This window comes from Pseudomonas lini, assembly GCF_001042905.1.
Classification (GTDB): Bacteria; Pseudomonadota; Gammaproteobacteria; order Pseudomonadales; family Pseudomonadaceae; genus Aquipseudomonas; species Aquipseudomonas lini.
In genome coordinates, this window is the sequence record NZ_JYLB01000002.1 from 1 (window position 1) to 17032 (window position 17032).

General features: G+C 56.7%; 16 protein-coding genes and 2 rRNA genes. 8 read left to right on the plus strand and 10 right to left on the minus strand.

Annotated features, from left to right (window positions below; all coding sequences use genetic code 11):
* Both TU81_RS04330 and rrf read left to right on the plus strand, forming a co-directional pair.
* Positions 1-81: ribosomal RNA gene (locus tag TU81_RS04330) — 23S ribosomal RNA — on the plus strand; the annotation flags it as partial.
* Between the two features lie 167 nt (positions 82-248).
* Positions 249-364, plus strand: a 5S ribosomal RNA gene (rrf, locus tag TU81_RS04335).
* A gap of 255 nt (positions 365-619) precedes the next feature.
* Here rrf and TU81_RS04340 read toward each other — a convergent pair.
* Together TU81_RS04340 and TU81_RS04345 are read right to left on the minus strand one after the other, a co-directional pair.
* Complete coding sequence (locus tag TU81_RS04340; protein ID WP_048393681.1) at positions 620-883, minus strand: hypothetical protein; 264 nt, start codon at positions 881-883, stop codon at positions 620-622.
* Complete coding sequence (locus tag TU81_RS04345) at positions 873-1664, minus strand: MlaA family lipoprotein (protein WP_038979073.1); 792 nt, start codon at positions 1662-1664, stop codon at positions 873-875. The genes TU81_RS04340 and TU81_RS04345 overlap by 11 nt, the downstream gene beginning before the upstream one ends.
* Before the next feature lie 166 nt (positions 1665-1830).
* Between TU81_RS04345 and TU81_RS04350 the strand changes: the two genes are divergently transcribed.
* Positions 1831-2541, plus strand: a complete 711-nt coding sequence (locus TU81_RS04350; RefSeq protein ID WP_038979074.1) for a response regulator — start codon at positions 1831-1833, stop codon at positions 2539-2541.
* The gene (locus TU81_RS04355; protein ID WP_038979075.1) at positions 2538-3890 is read left to right on the plus strand and encodes an ATP-binding protein; all 1353 of its coding nucleotides are present in this window, start codon (positions 2538-2540) and stop codon (positions 3888-3890) included. The genes TU81_RS04350 and TU81_RS04355 overlap by 4 nt, the downstream gene beginning before the upstream one ends.
* A gap of 175 nt (positions 3891-4065) precedes the next feature.
* Here TU81_RS04355 and TU81_RS04360 read toward each other — a convergent pair whose 3' ends face one another.
* The 6 genes from TU81_RS04360 to TU81_RS04385 all read right to left on the minus strand — a co-directional run bounded on the left by TU81_RS04360 (position 4066) and on the right by TU81_RS04385 (position 10620).
* Complete coding sequence (locus TU81_RS04360) at positions 4066-4287, minus strand: formate dehydrogenase subunit delta (RefSeq protein WP_038979076.1); 222 nt, start codon at positions 4285-4287, stop codon at positions 4066-4068.
* Positions 4284-7166 (minus strand): formate dehydrogenase subunit alpha, encoded by a 2883-nt coding sequence (gene fdhF, locus TU81_RS04365; protein WP_038979077.1) that lies wholly within the window; start codon positions 7164-7166, stop codon positions 4284-4286. Before fdhF ends, TU81_RS04360 begins: the two co-directional genes overlap by 4 nt.
* Positions 7163-8725 (minus strand): formate dehydrogenase beta subunit, encoded by a 1563-nt coding sequence (locus TU81_RS04370; protein ID WP_390176079.1) that lies wholly within the window; start codon positions 8723-8725, stop codon positions 7163-7165. Before TU81_RS04370 ends, fdhF begins: the two co-directional genes overlap by 4 nt.
* Positions 8722-9198 (minus strand): formate dehydrogenase subunit gamma, encoded by a 477-nt coding sequence (locus TU81_RS04375; RefSeq protein WP_048393683.1) that lies wholly within the window; start codon positions 9196-9198, stop codon positions 8722-8724. Before TU81_RS04375 ends, TU81_RS04370 begins: the two co-directional genes overlap by 4 nt.
* A gap of 465 nt (positions 9199-9663) precedes the next feature.
* Positions 9664-10029, minus strand: coding sequence for a hypothetical protein (locus tag TU81_RS04380; protein ID WP_038979079.1), 366 nt, complete (start codon positions 10027-10029; stop codon positions 9664-9666).
* Positions 10030-10308: 279 nt separating this feature from the next.
* A complete protein-coding gene (locus TU81_RS04385; RefSeq protein ID WP_048393684.1) occupies positions 10309-10620 on the minus strand; it encodes a DUF3077 domain-containing protein in 312 nt (103 codons plus the stop codon).
* Positions 10621-11366: 746 nt separating this feature from the next.
* On the opposite strand from TU81_RS04385, the gene TU81_RS04390 reads away from it, so the two are divergent.
* Positions 11367-12284 (plus strand): Abi family protein, encoded by a 918-nt coding sequence (locus TU81_RS04390; RefSeq protein WP_038979081.1) that lies wholly within the window; start codon positions 11367-11369, stop codon positions 12282-12284.
* Between the two features lie 141 nt (positions 12285-12425).
* Here TU81_RS04390 and TU81_RS04395 read toward each other — a convergent pair whose 3' ends face one another.
* Complete coding sequence (locus TU81_RS04395; RefSeq protein WP_048393686.1) at positions 12426-12755, minus strand: hypothetical protein; 330 nt, start codon at positions 12753-12755, stop codon at positions 12426-12428.
* 319 nt (positions 12756-13074) lie between these two features.
* Positions 13075-13668, minus strand: a complete 594-nt coding sequence (locus tag TU81_RS04400; RefSeq protein ID WP_048393688.1) for a hypothetical protein — start codon at positions 13666-13668, stop codon at positions 13075-13077.
* 1355 nt (positions 13669-15023) lie between these two features.
* Here TU81_RS04400 and TU81_RS04410 point away from each other — a divergent pair.
* Genes TU81_RS04410 through TU81_RS30215 form a run of 3 tightly spaced genes read left to right on the plus strand, consistent with a single transcriptional unit; the run spans position 15024 to position 16991 of the window.
* Positions 15024-15212 carry a hypothetical protein gene (locus TU81_RS04410; RefSeq protein ID WP_048393692.1) on the plus strand — a complete coding sequence of 63 codons (189 nt, stop codon included), beginning with the start codon at positions 15024-15026 and terminating at the stop codon, positions 15210-15212.
* Positions 15213-15216: 4 nt separating this feature from the next.
* A complete protein-coding gene (locus TU81_RS04415) occupies positions 15217-16176 on the plus strand; it encodes a RimK-like protein (protein ID WP_048393694.1) in 960 nt (319 codons plus the stop codon).
* Entirely contained in the window at positions 16161-16991 is an 831-nt protein-coding gene (locus tag TU81_RS30215) for a hypothetical protein (RefSeq protein WP_151152265.1), read from the plus strand. Before TU81_RS04415 ends, TU81_RS30215 begins: the two co-directional genes overlap by 16 nt.
* The last annotated feature ends 41 nt before the right edge of the window (positions 16992-17032 follow it).

Here is a 17032-nt window from a genome sequence, read left to right on the forward strand (position 1 = left end):
CTACGACGTTGATAGGTTGGGTGTGTAAGCGCTGTGAGGCGTTGAGCTAACCAATACTAATTGCCCGTGAGGCTTGACCATATAACACCCAAGCAATTTGCTGACCCTTCTTTATAAATAAAAAGGGACACCAGATTGCGGTGTGTGAAGACGAAACGAACCGAAAGTTCGAGTAAAAACACACAAACTATCACATACCCATTCGCTGGAGCGTAAGCCGCAAGGCAAACGACCTGGCTACCGAATTTCTTGACGACCATAGAGCATTGGAACCACCTGATCCCATCCCGAACTCAGCAGTGAAACGATGCATCGCCGATGGTAGTGTGGGGTTTCCCCATGTGAGAGTAGGTCATCGTCAAGATTAAATTCCGAAACCCCTATCTGCGTATGCAGGTAGGGGTTTTGTTTTGTCCGCAGGAAAGTTCGTACAGCAATATCGGACCGCTCCGGTCTGATTGCGATGTTGCCCCGTCAGTGTTTATCGATACTGATTGCCAAGGCGCGGCATACCGTGGAACCACCGATTGCGATGGAGGGGTTTGCGTTGCACTTGGCTTGGCATAAGTGGCGGGATGACGACCGGAAGACTTCCATCCTCCGTATCATCACCCTGAAATCAAGGCACCAACTGGCTGTCCGCTCTCAAGACCCCGGTCTCACCATTGGCCACGAGCCAACGAAACAGCTCGGCCACAGACACCGTATGGCTGCGCTCTATCCAGCGCACCAACGCCGGGCCGTAGTGTTCGGTGTAGCGGGTGAGTACCAGTTGGCGACAGTCCGCTGACAAACGCAGGGTAATTTCCCGACAGTGCAGATTGGCCGAGTCGTCCCGGATCACCCGTTGCTGCAAAATCAAGCTATTGCTTTCAGAACCCATCGGCCGGTGCTCCTGTGCATTGAGAGGTGGTGTTCTCTGGCGAGCCTTGTTTGCCATCGGCCACGTAAGCAGCACGATGCTCGGCCACCACATTGCGCAACGCACTGTAGTAGTCCGGCAGTTTTTGCAGGCTATCGGTCAGCGGTAAGGCTTCTGCCCGACCATCGACGATGCCACCGACAGTGCTGATAGTGGACAGCGTCTCCACGGTATCGCTATTGCTGCCGAATGGATCGACCACAAAGCCGAGCACGCGGCCGGCGGCGTCGCGACTGTTGGAGGTCCCGAGCAATGGCAGCTCGATGATCGGACCGTTGCCGATGCCCCACACGCCGAAGGTCTGGCCGAAGTCCGAGTCGTGGCGCGGGATACCGGCCATGCCGGAGACGTCGATCAAGCCCACCACACCTACCGTGGTGTTGAGCGCGAAACGTCCCAGGGTATTGACCGAGCGCATCGGGTTGCCTTGCAGCAGGTCATTAATAAAGACCTTGGGCTCACCGAAGTTCGCCACAAAGTTATGCACACCGGTCTGGAAAAAGTCCGGCGTGTAGCGGTAGCCGCGCGCGACCGGCGCCAATGCGTAATCATCAACCACCCGGTTAAACGCGAAGACTCCGCGATTGAACGGTTCCGCCGGGTCGTACACTGAATAAGTGATATCGGCGCAGGCCACGTCGGTGGTGGACGGCGGCTGGTTGCTGCAACCCGTAAGTCCAGCAGCCAACACAGCAATTGAGGTGTTGCGGGCCAGCCAGGGAGCACACTTGAAAGGCAACATGGACGCAAGTCTCAGGAGGAATTCGCCGTGATGCTGAGCTCCAAGCCTTGCGCAAAGATGTCTGGTTTATTGCGGCGCTGACGCTTTATTGCAGAGTTGAAATATATGACGCGCGGCTGTGAATGGTTTTAGATGGCGGTTCCATTCGCCCCTTAAGTGACCTTCGGTGAACAGCCTTTTAATTGTGGACGACGACCTTGAAGTCCTTGATCTACTGAAAAAATTCTTCGTGCAGCACGGCTACAGCGTCGAGGTCGCCACAGACGGCGCGTCGCTATGGACGGCCATAGAGCGCCAGGCGCCGGACCTGATCATTCTGGACGTGATGTTGCCCGGCGACAGCGGGCTGATCCTGTGTCAGCAACTGCGGATTCGACACGCAATACCGGTGATCATGCTGACCGCCATGGGCGAACTCAGTGATCGGGTGGTCGGCCTGGAACTCGGCGCCGATGATTATCTGACCAAACCCTTCGACGCCCGTGAACTGCTGGCCAGAGTGCGCGCCGTGCTGCGTCGCGTGGACGAGCGCCGTCCGGTATCGCAGGAACGGCCAAGGCCGCTGATCGACTTTGCCGACTGGCACCTGGACGTCACTCGCCGTGAGTTGCGCTCACCGGACAACGTGATGATCCCGCTGTCGGCCGGTGAGTTTGACTTGCTGCTGGTCTTCGTCGAACACCCCCAACGCATCCTCACCCGTGAGCAATTGCTGGACTTGGCGCGCGGGCATCGCCATGAGGCGTTCGACCGCAGCATCGATGTTCAGGTCAGCCGCCTGCGGCGCAAACTCGAGCCCGACACCAAGCGCCCGGAAATGATTCGCACCGTACGCAATGGTGGTTACCTGTTCACCCCCAGCGTGACGCGGCGATGAGCTGGCTGAAGCGGATTCGCGCCCGAGACTGGCCGCAAGATACGGTTGCGCGCTGGATCGCGTTGACGATCATCCTGGCCATGCTCATTTCACTGGCGCTTAACGGGTTGTTTATCCAACTGGCCGGCGTGTGGGCGCGCCCGCCGCTGACCGAGATCGGTCTGCTGGAAAAAGCCGCGGCCATCGCCCGCCTCATCGAGGCCGCCCCGGCGCCACTGCGCAACCCATTGGCGCAAGCAGCCAACGAGAACGGCTTCACTGTCACTTGGCACCCTGATCGGCACGATCTCAACCTGCCGAAAGTGGACGATCCGAAGTCTGACATCGGCTCAACCATCCTGCAGCCGATGCTCAGAGCCCCTGACCGGCGTATCGAAGCCTATGAACCGGCCGACTGGACGGAGCACACGGAAGACGCGCATTACGCGCTGCTGATCGAGCTATCGGATTCATCATGGCTGATGTTCTCCGCGTCCTCGCGCAGTTGGGGGCTCGACGAAGCGCCACGCTACCTGATCGTGATCCTGCTAGTGCTGATCTCCACCGCACTGGTCGCGCTGATCGCCACCCGACGTCTCGCCACCCCTTTGCAGCGCTTCGCCGAAGGTGCCCGCCGCTTTGGCGTGGACTTCCGCGCACCGCCGATCGAACCGCTCGGCCCCCACGAAATCCGCCAGGCCATTCTCGCGTTCAACGCCATGCAGGCTCAGTTACAGCACTTCATCCGCGACCGTACGCAAATGCTCGCCGCCATCTCCCACGACCTGCGCGCTCCTCTGACGCGGATGCGCTTACGTGGCGAATTCATCGAAGACAGCGAGCAACAGCAACGGCTGTTTCGTGACGTGGATGAAATGCAGGCAATGATCAACTCGGCGCTGGAGTTCTTTCGTGATGATGCGCGGCTTGAACCGGCGACCCAGTTTGATCTGGCGGAACTGCTGCAAACGTTGCTTGATGATTACCGGGATCAGGGAGTCGACATTACGTTCAGCGGGCCGCTGCGGTTGGTGTACTTCGGGCGTCCGTTGGGGCTTAAACGGGTGATGACCAACTTGCTCGACAACGCTATCAAGTACGGCAGTGAGCAGGGGATTGAACTGATCCCGAGCGCTGGCCAAGTGCGGATCAAAGTACTGGATCGTGGGCCGGGCATTCCAGATGCCTGCCTTGAGCAAGTGTTTGTGCCGTTCTTCCGGATGGAAGGCTCGCGCAACAAAAGCACTGGGGGTGTGGGTTTGGGGTTATCGGCGGCGCGGGCGATTGTGCTGGAGCACGGAGGCGAGCTGACACTGCGTAATCGGTCGATGGGCGGGTTGGAAGCGTTGGTGGTGTTGCCGGTGCATTAGTCCCGAAAGACTCGCCTCGAAATGATCAAAAAACTGTGGCGATGGAGCTTGCTCCCGCTGGGTCGCGAAGCGGCCCCAAAGAAAGGGCTACTGCGCAGTCCAACGGGAGCAAGCTCCCTCGCCACAGTTTCAGCCAACAGGCCAAGGGGCAATCCTCCCCAAGGATCGTGTAAACCTAAGCCTCCCAGCCCGCCCCACTGACCGCAGCCTGCGCCAGTGGGTGCATATCCGCCCCTTGATGCGCCGTCTGCCAGGCCAGCAACTCCTTGCGCATGCCGGGCGTCCAGTACATCTGCAGGTGATTACGCACGCCGAGCACGGCCTGTTGCTGATCCGGTTCGCTGGCGAAGTACTGGGCGATCTGGTTGGCCATTTTGATCAGATTTTCAGTACTCATCGGCGTACCTCGGCTTTAGAGCCACGCGCCTGGCGGCGTTCGTCGAGCAGACGTTGTTGTTCGTCGCTGAATGCCTGATAGCGTTTTTGCCACTCGGAAGGGTGGTAGACGCGGCTGACTTCCACGGCGGTAACCTTGTACTCCGGACAGTTGGTGGCCCAGTCGGAGTTGTCGGTGGTGATGACGTTGGCCCCCGATTCAGGGAAGTGGAAGGTGGTGTACACCACGCCTGGGGCTACCCGTTCGGTGATCCGCGCACGCAGTACGGTCTGTCCGGCGCGGCTGCCAATGCCGACCCAGTCATCTTCGTTGATGCCACGGCTCTCGGCGTCGGTCGGGTGGATTTCCAGGCGGTCTTCGTGGTGCCAGGCGACGTTGTCTGTCCGCCGAGTCTGGGCGCCGACGTTGTACTGGCTGAGGATGCGCCCGGTGGTCAGCAGAAGGGGATAACGACTGTTGACCTTTTCCTCGGTGGGCACGTAGCCGGTGAGCATGAAGCGCCCCTTGCCGCGCACGAACTCCTCGATGTGCATGGTCGGCGTGCCGTCCGGTGCCGCGGCGTTGCACGGCCATTGCAGGCTGCCGTGGCGATCCAGCTCTGTGTAGCTGACATTGGTGAAGGTCGGCGTCAGGCTGGCGATTTCATCCATGATTTCTGACGGGTGCTGGTAACTCATTGGGTAACCCAAGGCGTTGGCCAAGGCCACTGTACCTTCCCAGTCGGCCTTGCCACCCAGAGGTTCCATGACCTTGCGCACTCGGGAGATGCGCCGTTCGGCGTTGGTGAAGGTGCCGTCTTTTTCCAGGAACGAGGCGCCTGGCAGGAACACGTGGGCGAACTTCGCGGTTTCGTTGAGGAAAATGTCCTGCACCACCACGCATTCCATGGCCGACAGCGCCGCGGTGACGTGCTGGGTATTCGGATCGCTCTGGGCGATGTCTTCGCCCTGGCAATACAGGCCCTTGAAGCTACCGGCCAACGCAGACTCAAACATGTTGGGGATGCGCAGGCCCGGGTCGGGTTGCAGGGTGACGTTCCAGGCCTGTTCGAACTGCGCCCGTACCACTTCGTTGGAGATGTGCCGGTAGCCGGGCAGTTCGTGGGGGAAGGAGCCCATGTCGCAGGAACCCTGAACGTTGTTCTGCCCACGCAGCGGATTCACCCCAACGCCTTCGCGGCCGATGTTGCCAGTGGCCATGGCCAGGTTGGCAATGCCCATGACCGCGGTGCTGCCTTGGCTGTGCTCGGTGACGCCCAGGCCGTAGTAAATCGCTGCATTGCCGCCGGTGGCATACAGACGGGCGGCGGCACGGATGTCGGCAGCGGCGACGCCGCAGATGGGGCCAAGGATTTCCGGCGAGTTTTCCGCGCGGCTGACAAACTCGCTCCAGCGGGCGAAATCGCTGCCCTCGCAACGGGCGTCGATAAAGGCCTGGTTGAGCAAGCCTTCGGTGACGATGACGTGGGCCAAGGCGTTGAGCATGGCGACGTTGGTGCCCGGGCGCAGGGCCAGGTGCAGTTCGGCGCGGGCATGCACCGAGTCCACCAGATCAATGCGCCGTGGATCGATGACGATCAGTCGCGCGCCTTCACGCAAGCGGCGTTTGAGCTGGGAGGCGAACACAGGGTGGGCATCGCTCGGGTTGGCGCCCATCACTAGGATCACGTCGGCCTGCATCACCGAGTCGAAACTCTGGGTGCCGGCGGACTCGCCCAGGGTTTGTTTCAGGCCATAGCCGGTCGGTGAGTGGCAGACCCGCGCACAAGTGTCGACGTTGTTGTTGCCGAAGGCGGCGCGCACCAGTTTTTGCACCAGGTAGGTTTCTTCGTTGGTGCAGCGGCTGGAGGTGATGCCACCAATGGAGTCGCGGCCGTACTTTTGCTGCAGTCGGCGGAATTCGCTGGCGGCGTAGGTCACCGCTTCATCCCAGCTGACTTCCTGCCAAGGGTCGTTGATGTGCTTGCGGATCATCGGCTTGGTGATGCGATCCGGGTGGGTGGCGTAACCCCAGGCAAAGCGCCCTTTGACGCAGGAGTGGCCGTGGTTGGCCTGGCCGTTCTTGTCTGGAACCATGCGCACCAGTTGGTCGCCTTTCATCTCGGCGCGGAACGAGCAGCCCACGCCGCAATAGGCACACGTGGTGATCACGCTGCGTTCGGGCTGACCCAGTTCGACCACGCTTTTTTCCATCAGGGTCGCGGTAGGGCAGGCTTGCACACAGGCGCCGCAGGACACGCATTCGGAGTCGAGGAAGTTATCGCCACCGGCGGCCGCGACCCGGGATTCGAAACCGCGCCCGGTAATGGTCAGGGCGAAGGTGCCTTGGGTTTCTTCGCAGGCGCGCACGCAGCGGTTGCAGACGATGCACTTGCTCGGGTCGTAATCGAAGTAGGGGTTGGAGGTGTCCTTCTGGTCCGCCAGATGATTCTCACCTTCATAGCCATAACGCACTTCCCGCAGGCCAACCTGGCCGGCGACGGTTTGCAGCTCGCAGTTGCCGTTGGCCGAGCAGGTCAGGCAGTCCAGCGGGTGATCGGAGATGTACAGCTCCATGACGTTGCGGCGCAGGGTGGCGAGCTTCGGCGTCTGGGTGTGCACGCTCATGCCTTCGCTGACCGGCGTGGTGCAGGACGCGGGATAGCCGCGCATGCCATCGATCTCCACCAGGCACATGCGGCAGGAGCCGAAGGCTTCCAGGCTGTCGGTGGCACACAGTTTGGGAATAGTGGTGCCCAGCAGCGCGGCGGCGCGCATCACCGAGGTGCCTTCGGGCACGCTGATGCTGCGGCCGTCGATGTTCACGGTGACCTGCACCTGACTTTCGCGGGCCGGCGTGCCTAAATCGATATCTGTATTCGGGTCGAAAAGAGTGATCATTGGTCGGCCTCCGAGGACTGCAGACCGAAGTCGGCGGGGAAGTACTTGAGGGCGCTGACCACCGGATAGGAGGTCATGCCGCCCAAGGCGCACAGCGAACCGTATTGCAGGGTGTCGCACAGGTCCTTGAGGATGATCACCTGCTCATCGCGACTGTTCTGGTCCGGCGCAGCCAGCAGGCGGTCGATCACCTCCACACCCCGGGTCGAGCCGATGCGGCATGGGGTGCATTTTCCACAGGATTCCTCGGCACAGAACTGCATGGCGAAGCGCGCCATGTGGGCCATGTCCAGGGTGTCGTCAGCCACCACCACACCACCGTGACCGAGCATGGCGCCGATGGCGGCGAAGGCTTCGTAATCCAGCGGCGTGTCGAATTGCGACGGCGGAACCCAAGCGCCGAGCGGACCGCCGACTTGCGCAGCTTTCAGCGGTCGGCCACTCGCGGTGCCACCGCCGTAGTCTTCCACCAGTTCGCGCAGGGTCAGGCCAAAGGCCCGCTCCACCAGACCGCCGTGACGAATATTGCCCGCCAGTTGGAAGGGCATGGTTCCCAGGGAGCGGCCCATGCCGTAATCGCGATAGAACTGCGCGCCCTTGGCCAGAATCAGCGGCACCGAGGCTAGGGTCAGCACGTTGTGCACCAGGGTCGGCAAGCCGAACAGACCCTGCAAGGCGGGGATCGGCGGCTTGGCGCGAACGATCCCGCGCTTGCCTTCGAGAGAGTCCAGCAGCGCGGTTTCCTCACCGCAGATATAAGCGCCGGCACCGACTCGCACTTCCATGTCGAAGGCCAGACCGCTGCCGCCGACATCGGCGCCGAGGTAACCGGCGGCCCGGGCGATGTCCAGCGCCGCACGCAGTGTCGCCACGGCCGCCGGGTATTCCGAGCGCACATAGATGTAGCCGTAAGTCGCTCCAACGCACAGACCGGCAATCGCCATGCCTTCGATCAGCAGGAAGGGGTCACCTTCCATCAACATGCGATCGGCAAAAGTGCCGGAGTCGCCTTCGTCGGCGTTGCACACAATGTATTTCTGCGCAGCCTGGGTGGCGCGCACCGTGCGCCATTTGATCCCGGCCGGGAAGGCCGCGCCGCCACGGCCACGCAGGCCTGAATCGAATACTTCCGTTGCGGTCTGTTCGCCACCGATGGTGACGGCTCTTTTCAAACCCTCGAAACCGCCATGATCCAGGTAATCGTCGAGGTACAACGGCCGGGTGATGCCGGCGCGGGCAAACAGCAGGCGTTGTTGCGTCTTCAGATAGGGCAACTCTTCCACCAGGCCCAAGGCCAGTGGATGAGAATACGGGTCGCCTTTCAAGGCTTCGAGCACTGACGGTACATCGGTAGCGGTCAGCGGGCCGAAGCCGATACGGCCTTGCGGGCTGTCCACTTCCAGCAGCGGTTCCAGCCAGTAGAGACCACGCGAGCTGGTGCGGTTTATCTCCAGAGGCACAACGTGTCCGCGGGCATGGGTGATAAGGGCTACCACAACCTCTTCGGCACCCACGGCACGGGCTAGCGAATCACTGGACAGATAGAAAGCCGGCATCATGCGTCCTCCCGGCAAGCGTCAAGCAGGGCATCCAGACGCTCGGCGCTGAGCCGCGCATGCACCTGACCATCCAGTTCCAGAGCAGGCGAGCAGGCACAGGCGCCGAGGCAATACACCGGGCGCAGACTGATATTGCCGTCGGCGCTGCTACCGTGGTCGTCCAGTTGCAGACGTTCGCGCAATTGTGCCGCGAGCTGCTCGGCGCCGCGGCTCTGGCAGGACTCGGCCCGGCACAGACGCAGAATATGCCGGGCCGGGGGCGCGGTGCGGAAGTCATGGTAGAAGCTGATCACCCCGCGAACCTCGGCCTGACTCAGGTTGAGGGCATGGGCAATCTCGGGGATGGCGGCATCGGGGATGTAACCGATGCCCTCCTGAATCTCATGAAGGATGGGCAACAGTGCGCCGGGGGAGCGTTTGTGACGCTCCAGCAGGCTGTTGACCATAGGCAGGTGCAACATCTCATCAGGCATACAGCATTCCTCACGATCACGGACAAACCAGGCGGTTGTCAGTTGTCCGAAAGTGTCGGCTGCGGCAGTCACACCACGTCACGGTATCGTGGCATTTTCAGGCCGTTGGCCAGGGCGCCCTGAGCGGGCATCTTGTTTGGGCCCGGCGCGGTCTTTGCCGCACCTCTTAAAGGGCATTAAGGCAGCTTGCCACGCTGCTTTTGATTCAACTGCACCAAAGCGACGTGTTCGGTTCTTTCTGCGACCTCTTATTGAGTCTAGATGAGAGTGGCGCGGGGCATTTACCCACGGGCCTGTCGATGCCTGATGTATATCAGGCGAAAGGGTAGGAAACAGCATCAGATCGGGGGGTATTACTAAGGTGCAGATGCGTTGACGTAGTGCGCTGTGCTGCCAACGCACAACCCCTGTGGGAGCGAGCCTGCTCGCGAAAGCGCCAGACCAGCCAACACCCACCAAATGTACTTACCCGGAAACCAAATACGACCACGTCATACCAAGCGCAACCGAGCCGGTAAAGAAACTGACACCCCCGGCAAACAGATGACGCAGGAACAGGTTTTCCGGCTGTTCCAGCCTGGCGATAAGCCAGATCCACATACCGACGAACGTGCCCAGCCCAGCCATGATCGAGAACAACATGAATGGAGCATCGGGAGAGCCAGCCCCTTCAGCGGAGCGAGTCAGAATCTCCACAACCATCGCGCCAATAAGGCCGCCCACGAACCCCGCCAGATTCGCCAGCCACAAATTCATGCTGCCACGACTACGCACCACCCAAACCCATATCCCAATCCACGCACCGTAAATAACCAGCGAATCGAAGAGCATTATTTATCCATCCCTGAACTCACATTTCGAAACTAACGGCGCTACCAGCCAACCACCAAACCCGGTAGGAGCAAAGCTTGCTCGCGATAGCGCCAGCCCAACCACTATTAATGCTGAAGGTGCACCGCAATCACAACCCACTCAGGCCAAACAATGCCAGCCAGCCCACCACAACCCCTGTGGGAGCGAGCCTGCTCGCGATAGCGTCAGCCCAACCAACATAAATGCTGAATCAACTACCACCATCACAAGCCACCCACACCCCGCAGGCCTCAACCACTAACCCTCAGCCTTCGCCCCCGCCCCTTTAGAGGCCGGCGCACAAGTCCGATCCCGAGGCAGCACCTTTACCGCATTATCTACCAACGCCTTGCTCATCGAAGTCAGATAATGCGCAGCCCAAGCGTGACGATCAGTGTCTCTGGCATAAGCAGCATCTTCAGTGAGTGCCTTGGCCAGGAACAGAAAATCGGAGGCCATGGACAACGCATCGCCGAGAGGAACACCGCGAGTGACATGAAACAGCGCTTGATCCGCGCAGTAGATGGCGGGTGTCAGGCCAATGGTTTTGAGTTCAGATTGTTCAGTCATTGGCCACCTCCGATGACGGAGAGACGGTGGGAGAGGGTGAACGGTGGGGAGTTACGCGATTGGGAATTGTGTTGAGGGAAAAGCCAAATGTTGTACGGATTTATGCTGCGCATTATCAGACTCCTTGATATGTGGAGCCGCCACGTTCGTTACCACACGAATGGGTGACAGCTGTGCGCAGGGTGGTAAACCGGGAATCAAGGAAACCGGCACGTCCGAAGACGTCCCACGCACAGCTGCCATAACTCACGCTTGCTGGCATAAAAAAAGCGCCGGCAATCGTGATGGGGGCGCTGTAGCGCCTTGAATAACTCGGGTTACCACACCCGGTCGCTGAATTGGCAGCGACAGTGGGAAGGGTATCGTGGAGACCTCATTCCTGCAACTTTCGAAAGCCCTTGCAGCGACGCATCAGAGAATATTCCTACCTCTATCTCGGAGTGGCCTGACTACAATCCGTAGCGCTCTGTTTTAGGCTGATCACAAGCGCACGCCATGCCTGCAGCAGATCGTCACAAACCCGCATAAACCCTGGTGTTTGCCGCGTTTACTGCGACGTACACGTTGACAGGGTCATCAGGCTACGGCAGCATTAATTCCAATTGCGCCCGATCCTCTGGTGCTGGCTTAGTCCGGCATTACGTTCGGGCCTTCTTGTTTCTGGAACATGGAAGTTGTCTAGCCCAGCCCCTCCGAAGCCGTTCCGTACATACCCTGATTTGGTTGCGTTGCTGGCCAGCAGGGGTATGCAGATCCATGACCCGTCTCGTGCAGAACGCAAGCTCGTGCAGTTAGGGTATTACCGCCTCAGCGGTTACTGGTACCCGGCGCGAGAGTTCAAAATGAACGGCCTGCAGCAAGACGTCTGCCCGGTCACGGGCAAGCCTCTGCGTCTGGACACTTTCCAGGCAGCCACCTCTTTCGACTCGGCCGTAGACCTTTACAAGTTCGATAAACAATTGCGAATGCTCATGCTGGACGCCGTCGAGCGCTTGGAGGTTCACCTCAAGACCGTAATGGCTCACGAGGTCGGGTATCACGACCCGATGGCCTACACCAACGCGAAATTCATTCTGAACAAATGGACTCAACCGTACACGGACCGCCGAGGTAATACGCGGAACAAGTGGACAGAGTGGAGCCAGAAGCAGCAGTCGCACATTGCGCGGAGCAAAGAGGACTGCATTCAATGGCATTTCCGAGCCGGCAAGTCCATTCCTGTTTGGGTCGCGGTGGAGGCATGGGATTTAGGGGATCTCTCGGAGTTTTTCGAGCTGCTCAATAGCAAGTATCAGAATCTCATACTCGCGCGCCTCGGCTTGAACAACGCCAAGATGCTCAGCCGATGGATGCAACAGACCAGCCATCTGCGCAACCGCTGTGCACACCATACCCGCATCTGGAATCAGGCTTCGCCTAACCCGTTAGCGGTTCCCGTTGAACCGTATTTTCAGACGTTGGGGCTGGATCAGTACGCGCTCAAGCGGCTGTACGGGTTGGTCGCGGTCATATGGTTTCTGCTGCAGAGAATCGCACCAGCCTCGACCTGGATCAGCGAAGTCGCGGACCTGATCGACAGCAAGCCTGCTATGCCGGGCTGCACCTTAAAAGCGATGGGGTTCCCGGATGAAACCGGATTCCCTCGGGAACTGTTCGGGATCTAGCTGGCTTCGGCGTAAGTCTATGGATGATGCCGCGGAAACGGCCCGCGTTGATGCGCCGATTGGGCGTTAGGGTGAAACAGGTGTAAACCTATTTCAGGACTAGACAAGGGCATTGTTGTCCAGCGTGGGTTTGGGCTCCCCTCACTGAATATCTTTCAAGTACTCCTTGAACGCGATAAGCGGTGCATCAAGTTGTTCCAACGTCTGCACACCGCGCAAATCAGCCGACAATCTATGTAGCTCGCGCCCCAGCGGTGTATCTACGCCGCCTATAGCGTCCAGCGCTAAACCCACGTAATGCGCCACTCTAAACTGGATACCCTCGACATCACCCCTGCGCACCAGCAACCCAAACACCTCCCTCTCATAATCACTCATGATCGGATCATCCCGCAGAATCGGACTTGCACCTTCTGTCTCATAAGCCAGCTTGAAGGCGAAAAGGGCAACGGTTTCCAGTGGCAATTCCATTGTGTGAGTCCTTGATTCGTTAGCCGAGCGGTTTCGGGTTGTGGTGTTGAAAAGCAAGATCAAAAGATCGCAGCCTCTGGCAGCTCCTACGAGGCGGCGGGGCAAGCTCACTTTTCTACAGATGAAAAAAAAGGCCTTGCAAAGCAAGACCTTTCTTAATTTTGGTGTCCGAGGGAGACTCGAGTGCCTCATATAAAACGTGGTCTGCAGACGGTTTATATGACTAGGGATACAGATAGGGATACATATTCGGTGGGGCTGGCTGCATTCGACCCAGGACGTAAATCTTGGGAAAACAAGGTCTCCCCTTCTTTAACCCTTAAGGCTGTCTTGGGTGCGACAGACGGTAGGTCGTGATTACAGTACCCAGCATGGCTATGATGCCCGCTAAGCATACTAGTGTCATCCCGGTGTTGCTGAGCATGAAAGTGAGTATTTCATTCATCCGTGGCGACTTCTGATCAATGCGTTCGAGGGCGGTAGCGCGCAGCTTGACCGCGATCTCAACCTTCATGGTTCCGTAGGCTGAGCGCTTGATGTTCTCTTCAATCTTGCTGTTGGGTAGCCCTTCAAAGGCATCTCTGTAAAACGCCACTGCGTCTTGGCAGTAGTAGTCCTTGTTGGCGTCATTGTTTTTACTAGCGTCAATACATACGTCGATGTAGTCCAGCGCTCGCTGATCACGGCTTTGCTTGTGCAACAGATTGTATTCGGTCAGGTAGTCATCCGTATTCTTGCCATAGTCTCTTACTAGCAGTGTGAGATAGACGAGATAGCTCCCCATTACCAGTATGCCTACGATCGCCATCAGCAAGAGTCTGCTCCATGGTTTCAACGCTGCCTTCCGCGCAAGCGATTTCGCGAGTTCGGCGCCGTCGGTCATGTCGTCGGTAATGTCTTTGATGTTTCCCATGATTCTTTCTTTCCTTGACTGCCGGCATGGCCGGCGAACGGGGGGCACAAGTTGGGCAGGTAGCGGACAGCGCACCGATGGACATTAGAGGGCAGGGCACTACCTACCGCAGGGGAGTTGGCTCAATCAGAAGAGATACACCTTGCAAACTAACCATCAGCTCTGACCACGAAGGCTGCTTTCCTATCGCGAGATCAGCATCCATTGGATGCTGAGTAGTGATAGTAGCGTTTTAATGGCCATGGCTCCAAATGGTTATGACGCTTGGCGGATACTCCAAGCTCACAATTGCCCACCACCTCTTCATGCCGCCATGCATCCTCGATGGGGCACCGGGCTTAACTCTTCTATGAGCGGACCTCTGCTTTCGAGGCTGCATGATGTTGGCCTCCCTAAAACTGCCGGGGCCCCTGAGGTTTTTTGCCAGGTACGGGGTCGGAAACCCGCGAGATCTTGTTAGCGGTAGTTTCCCCAGCTTACTGAAATTTCAACGTTGAAATTGAAAGGATCTTGAAGAAAAAAGGGCATCGTTACCATGTTGGTAAAGATGCCCTTTTGTGTTGCTGATAACGCACGCATGACGCTCGTCAACAGAGTCAACTCCGTCAACCTGTCAACCAACTTCGAAAATCCAGCCGCTAACACGAACGCGCGGGTTCTCTGCCCCGTACCCATTCGAAATGCCCAGGGTCCCCGGCGGGCGACCAAGCGATAGGGCAAATGCACAGGTGAAGACCAGCAGGTTCACCTGTTCACTAAGCTGTGCACTTTTCCGCTAACACGATCACGCGGGTTTCCGACCCCGTAATGAGTAAAAAACATCAGGGTCCCCGACGTGTTTTTTCAGGCTGCCGGAATCTTGCACTTGACAGCTTTTGCCAGACTTCTGGCGCTGAGGGCATCAAGAGAAAGGGGCATTGGGGGTCGCACGTTCATTCAAAAAATCGTGTGACAGGTGTAATTGGTGTAACGGAATCAGCTAATTAACTGATTTTAATGAATATTATCGGTGTTACACGTCGTGTGAGCTAAGCGTACACCTGCGTATCACTGGCAATCGGTGTAACACACGGATCCAGCAAAAAAAGCCCGCGCGTGAGGGTAGTTTGCGAGTGCCTCCGACGGGTAATATCGACAAAATCTTTGGAAATGAAGGCTGTCGTCAATGCTCAGCCATCAATCCAAAAGAATGTAGCGATTCTTCGGGATGCGGTTGATCGACGGCCACATGTGCTTGCATTCCAAATGAAATCAGAACATAAATGTCGCTTGTGAAAAACTAGCTCCGACTCAAAACGAGGCAGTCAGCTAAGTTAGGTAACTCTCTACTGTTAAAACTGAATAAGGATATCCAGATGCATGTACTACAACGTAAAGCCAAAACTACCGAATGCAGCAAGATTGACGCGCCGGAAGATGCTACATACGATTTTGAAGCGGGCGTGTGGCGTAACGAAACCGGCCTGGTTGCGTACGATCCAAGACATGCACAGAGCACAAAGAAAAACGACATAGAAACGGGTGAAGATCAGAAAGGCCAATAGCTCCATGTCAAATAACACGGCGAGTGTCCTCATCTTATCTTCCTTGTTAGATTTTCCTACTGATCGAATTTGCCACCATCTTACCAATCAAAAAGTTCCATTTTTACGTATTAATCGAGACGCACTGAATGATCTATCAATTACTGTTGATCCTATAAAGGGGGCCATGATTTGCCGTCATGGCCGCCAGTCGTGGTTTATTGATGAGTCTCTAAGATCCGTATGGTGGCGACAGCCAACCTTTCTTCGAAATAGTCCCAATGCAGCGTTACTCCTCGAGGAACAGCTGAAGCACTCCCAGTGGGAGGCTTTCATGCGCGGCCTAATGCTCTTCGACGATGCGGTATGGAACAATCATCCGGCAGCAACATATCAAGCTGAATCAAAACCCTATCAGTTGCGCAAGGCGGCAAAGCTCGGCTTTTCTGTCCCATTAACGATCATTACAAATGATAGATATGCCGAAGTGTCGAAGCTTATAAGTGAGGATATCGCGATAAAAAGCATCGATACATTACTGTTGCGTGAAAACTCTAAGCAGCACTTCGGATATACAACATTAACAACGTGGTCAGAGTGTGCTGACGAATTTCTTCATTTAGCCCCGGTAACATGCCAATCGATAATAACGCCAAAAATCGATCTGAGAGTAACTGTCATCGGAAATAAGCTGTGGTGTGACGAAATAAGAATGAGTGGTGATGGGATAGATGGCGACTGGCGTTTAATTAAAAAAGATGAGCTTGTCTTTCGGTCTTTTTCACTACCAACAGATATCGAAAAAAAGTGCTTTCTTTTAGTTAAAAATTTAGGTTTGCGCTATGGGGCTATTGACTTAGCTTTTTCGGAGGGGGTGTTTTGGTTTATTGAAATAAACCCGACTGGGGAATGGGGGTGGCTAGATCGACCAGGACGGGGAATTTCCGAGGCGATAGCTGCGGAGCTCACATGTCCTTCTATTTGACGCTTGAAAATCTACTTTTGCGATTCTCGCCAGATGCGATAAAGTATTTGATCGCGAATTCCAGAATAAAAAAGCAGTTGGATGATTGGGAGCACGCTCCAGAGTTCTCCGATATTAGGCGGCTTGAAGAAAACGTACTAAAAACATATATTGAAAGTGAGTGGGTTCGTGCTAAAGAGTTGGATGAAAAGCTTAATAAGCTGACAGCTTCTCTGTCCATTGCAGTTACTGTTGGCAGTGTTGTTGCGAAAGCTATATTTGACGGGCTGGAAAGCTCTCCGTTGAAAACAATAGCGCTAATACTGTCATCGCTATCAATGGCGCTATTTCTATTTGGTGCGGTTATCGGGTTTAACGGATTACGCCCAAAACCACGGTTTGGATATGGTGCAAGGTATCTGCGAATTCTCGCTGAAGGGGGACATGATGCAGTTAGGGAGATGTGGCGTGCTGCAAGCGGGTTTCAAGTCACAAACACTATCCGATCAAATCAAGCTATAGTTGCGATAACGTTCATTCGTAATGGGGTTGTATTCTTTACGTTGTCAATTTTTTTAAGTCTATTTGCTAAAAGTTCAAGCTCAGATTATTCAGTCGGTCAATTAAAGGAAAGTGTGTCTGTACGTTCGATGGCGGAAAGTGACCCCGTAGGAGACAAGCGCTTTTCTGAGGGGGAAGCAGAGTTTGAGCCTTCAATGACGGAAGGCGTGCGCCCTTTAGTAACCTTTAAATCTGTGGGGATAAGCGATCACGGATCATATTGTAATGTCTTGAGTCCGTTTGGATGTCCAGTATTAACTCTTCAGTTTAGATAATATGTAACCGCTCCATGAACTACACATTCAAAACTGCCAAG

Excerpts from the sequence above, each read along its gene's own strand:
- TU81_RS04340 (WP_048393681.1), bottom strand. The coding sequence starts at position 883 with ATGGGTTCTGAAAGCAATAGCTTGATTTTGCAGCAACGGGTGATCCGG.
- TU81_RS04345 (WP_038979073.1), bottom strand. The coding sequence starts at position 1,664 with ATGTTGCCTTTCAAGTGTGCTCCCTGGCTGGCCCGCAACACCTCAATT.
- TU81_RS04355 (WP_038979075.1), top strand. The coding sequence starts at position 2,538 with ATGAGCTGGCTGAAGCGGATTCGCGCCCGAGACTGGCCGCAAGATACG.
- TU81_RS04360 (WP_038979076.1), bottom strand. The coding sequence starts at position 4,287 with ATGAGTACTGAAAATCTGATCAAAATGGCCAACCAGATCGCCCAGTAC.
- fdhF (WP_038979077.1), bottom strand. The coding sequence starts at position 7,166 with ATGATCACTCTTTTCGACCCGAATACAGATATCGATTTAGGCACGCCG.
- TU81_RS04370 (WP_390176079.1), bottom strand. The coding sequence starts at position 8,725 with ATGATGCCGGCTTTCTATCTGTCCAGTGATTCGCTAGCCCGTGCCGTG.
- TU81_RS04375 (WP_048393683.1), bottom strand. The coding sequence starts at position 9,198 with ATGCCTGATGAGATGTTGCACCTGCCTATGGTCAACAGCCTGCTGGAG.
- TU81_RS04380 (WP_038979079.1), bottom strand. The coding sequence starts at position 10,029 with ATGCTCTTCGATTCGCTGGTTATTTACGGTGCGTGGATTGGGATATGG.
- TU81_RS04385 (WP_048393684.1), bottom strand. The coding sequence starts at position 10,620 with ATGACTGAACAATCTGAACTCAAAACCATTGGCCTGACACCCGCCATC.
- TU81_RS04390 (WP_038979081.1), top strand. The coding sequence starts at position 11,367 with ATGCAGATCCATGACCCGTCTCGTGCAGAACGCAAGCTCGTGCAGTTA.
- TU81_RS04395 (WP_048393686.1), bottom strand. The coding sequence starts at position 12,755 with ATGGAATTGCCACTGGAAACCGTTGCCCTTTTCGCCTTCAAGCTGGCT.
- TU81_RS04400 (WP_048393688.1), bottom strand. The coding sequence starts at position 13,668 with ATGGGAAACATCAAAGACATTACCGACGACATGACCGACGGCGCCGAA.
- TU81_RS04410 (WP_048393692.1), top strand. The coding sequence starts at position 15,024 with ATGCATGTACTACAACGTAAAGCCAAAACTACCGAATGCAGCAAGATT.
- TU81_RS04415 (WP_048393694.1), top strand. The coding sequence starts at position 15,217 with ATGTCAAATAACACGGCGAGTGTCCTCATCTTATCTTCCTTGTTAGAT.
- TU81_RS30215 (WP_151152265.1), top strand. The coding sequence starts at position 16,161 with ATGTCCTTCTATTTGACGCTTGAAAATCTACTTTTGCGATTCTCGCCA.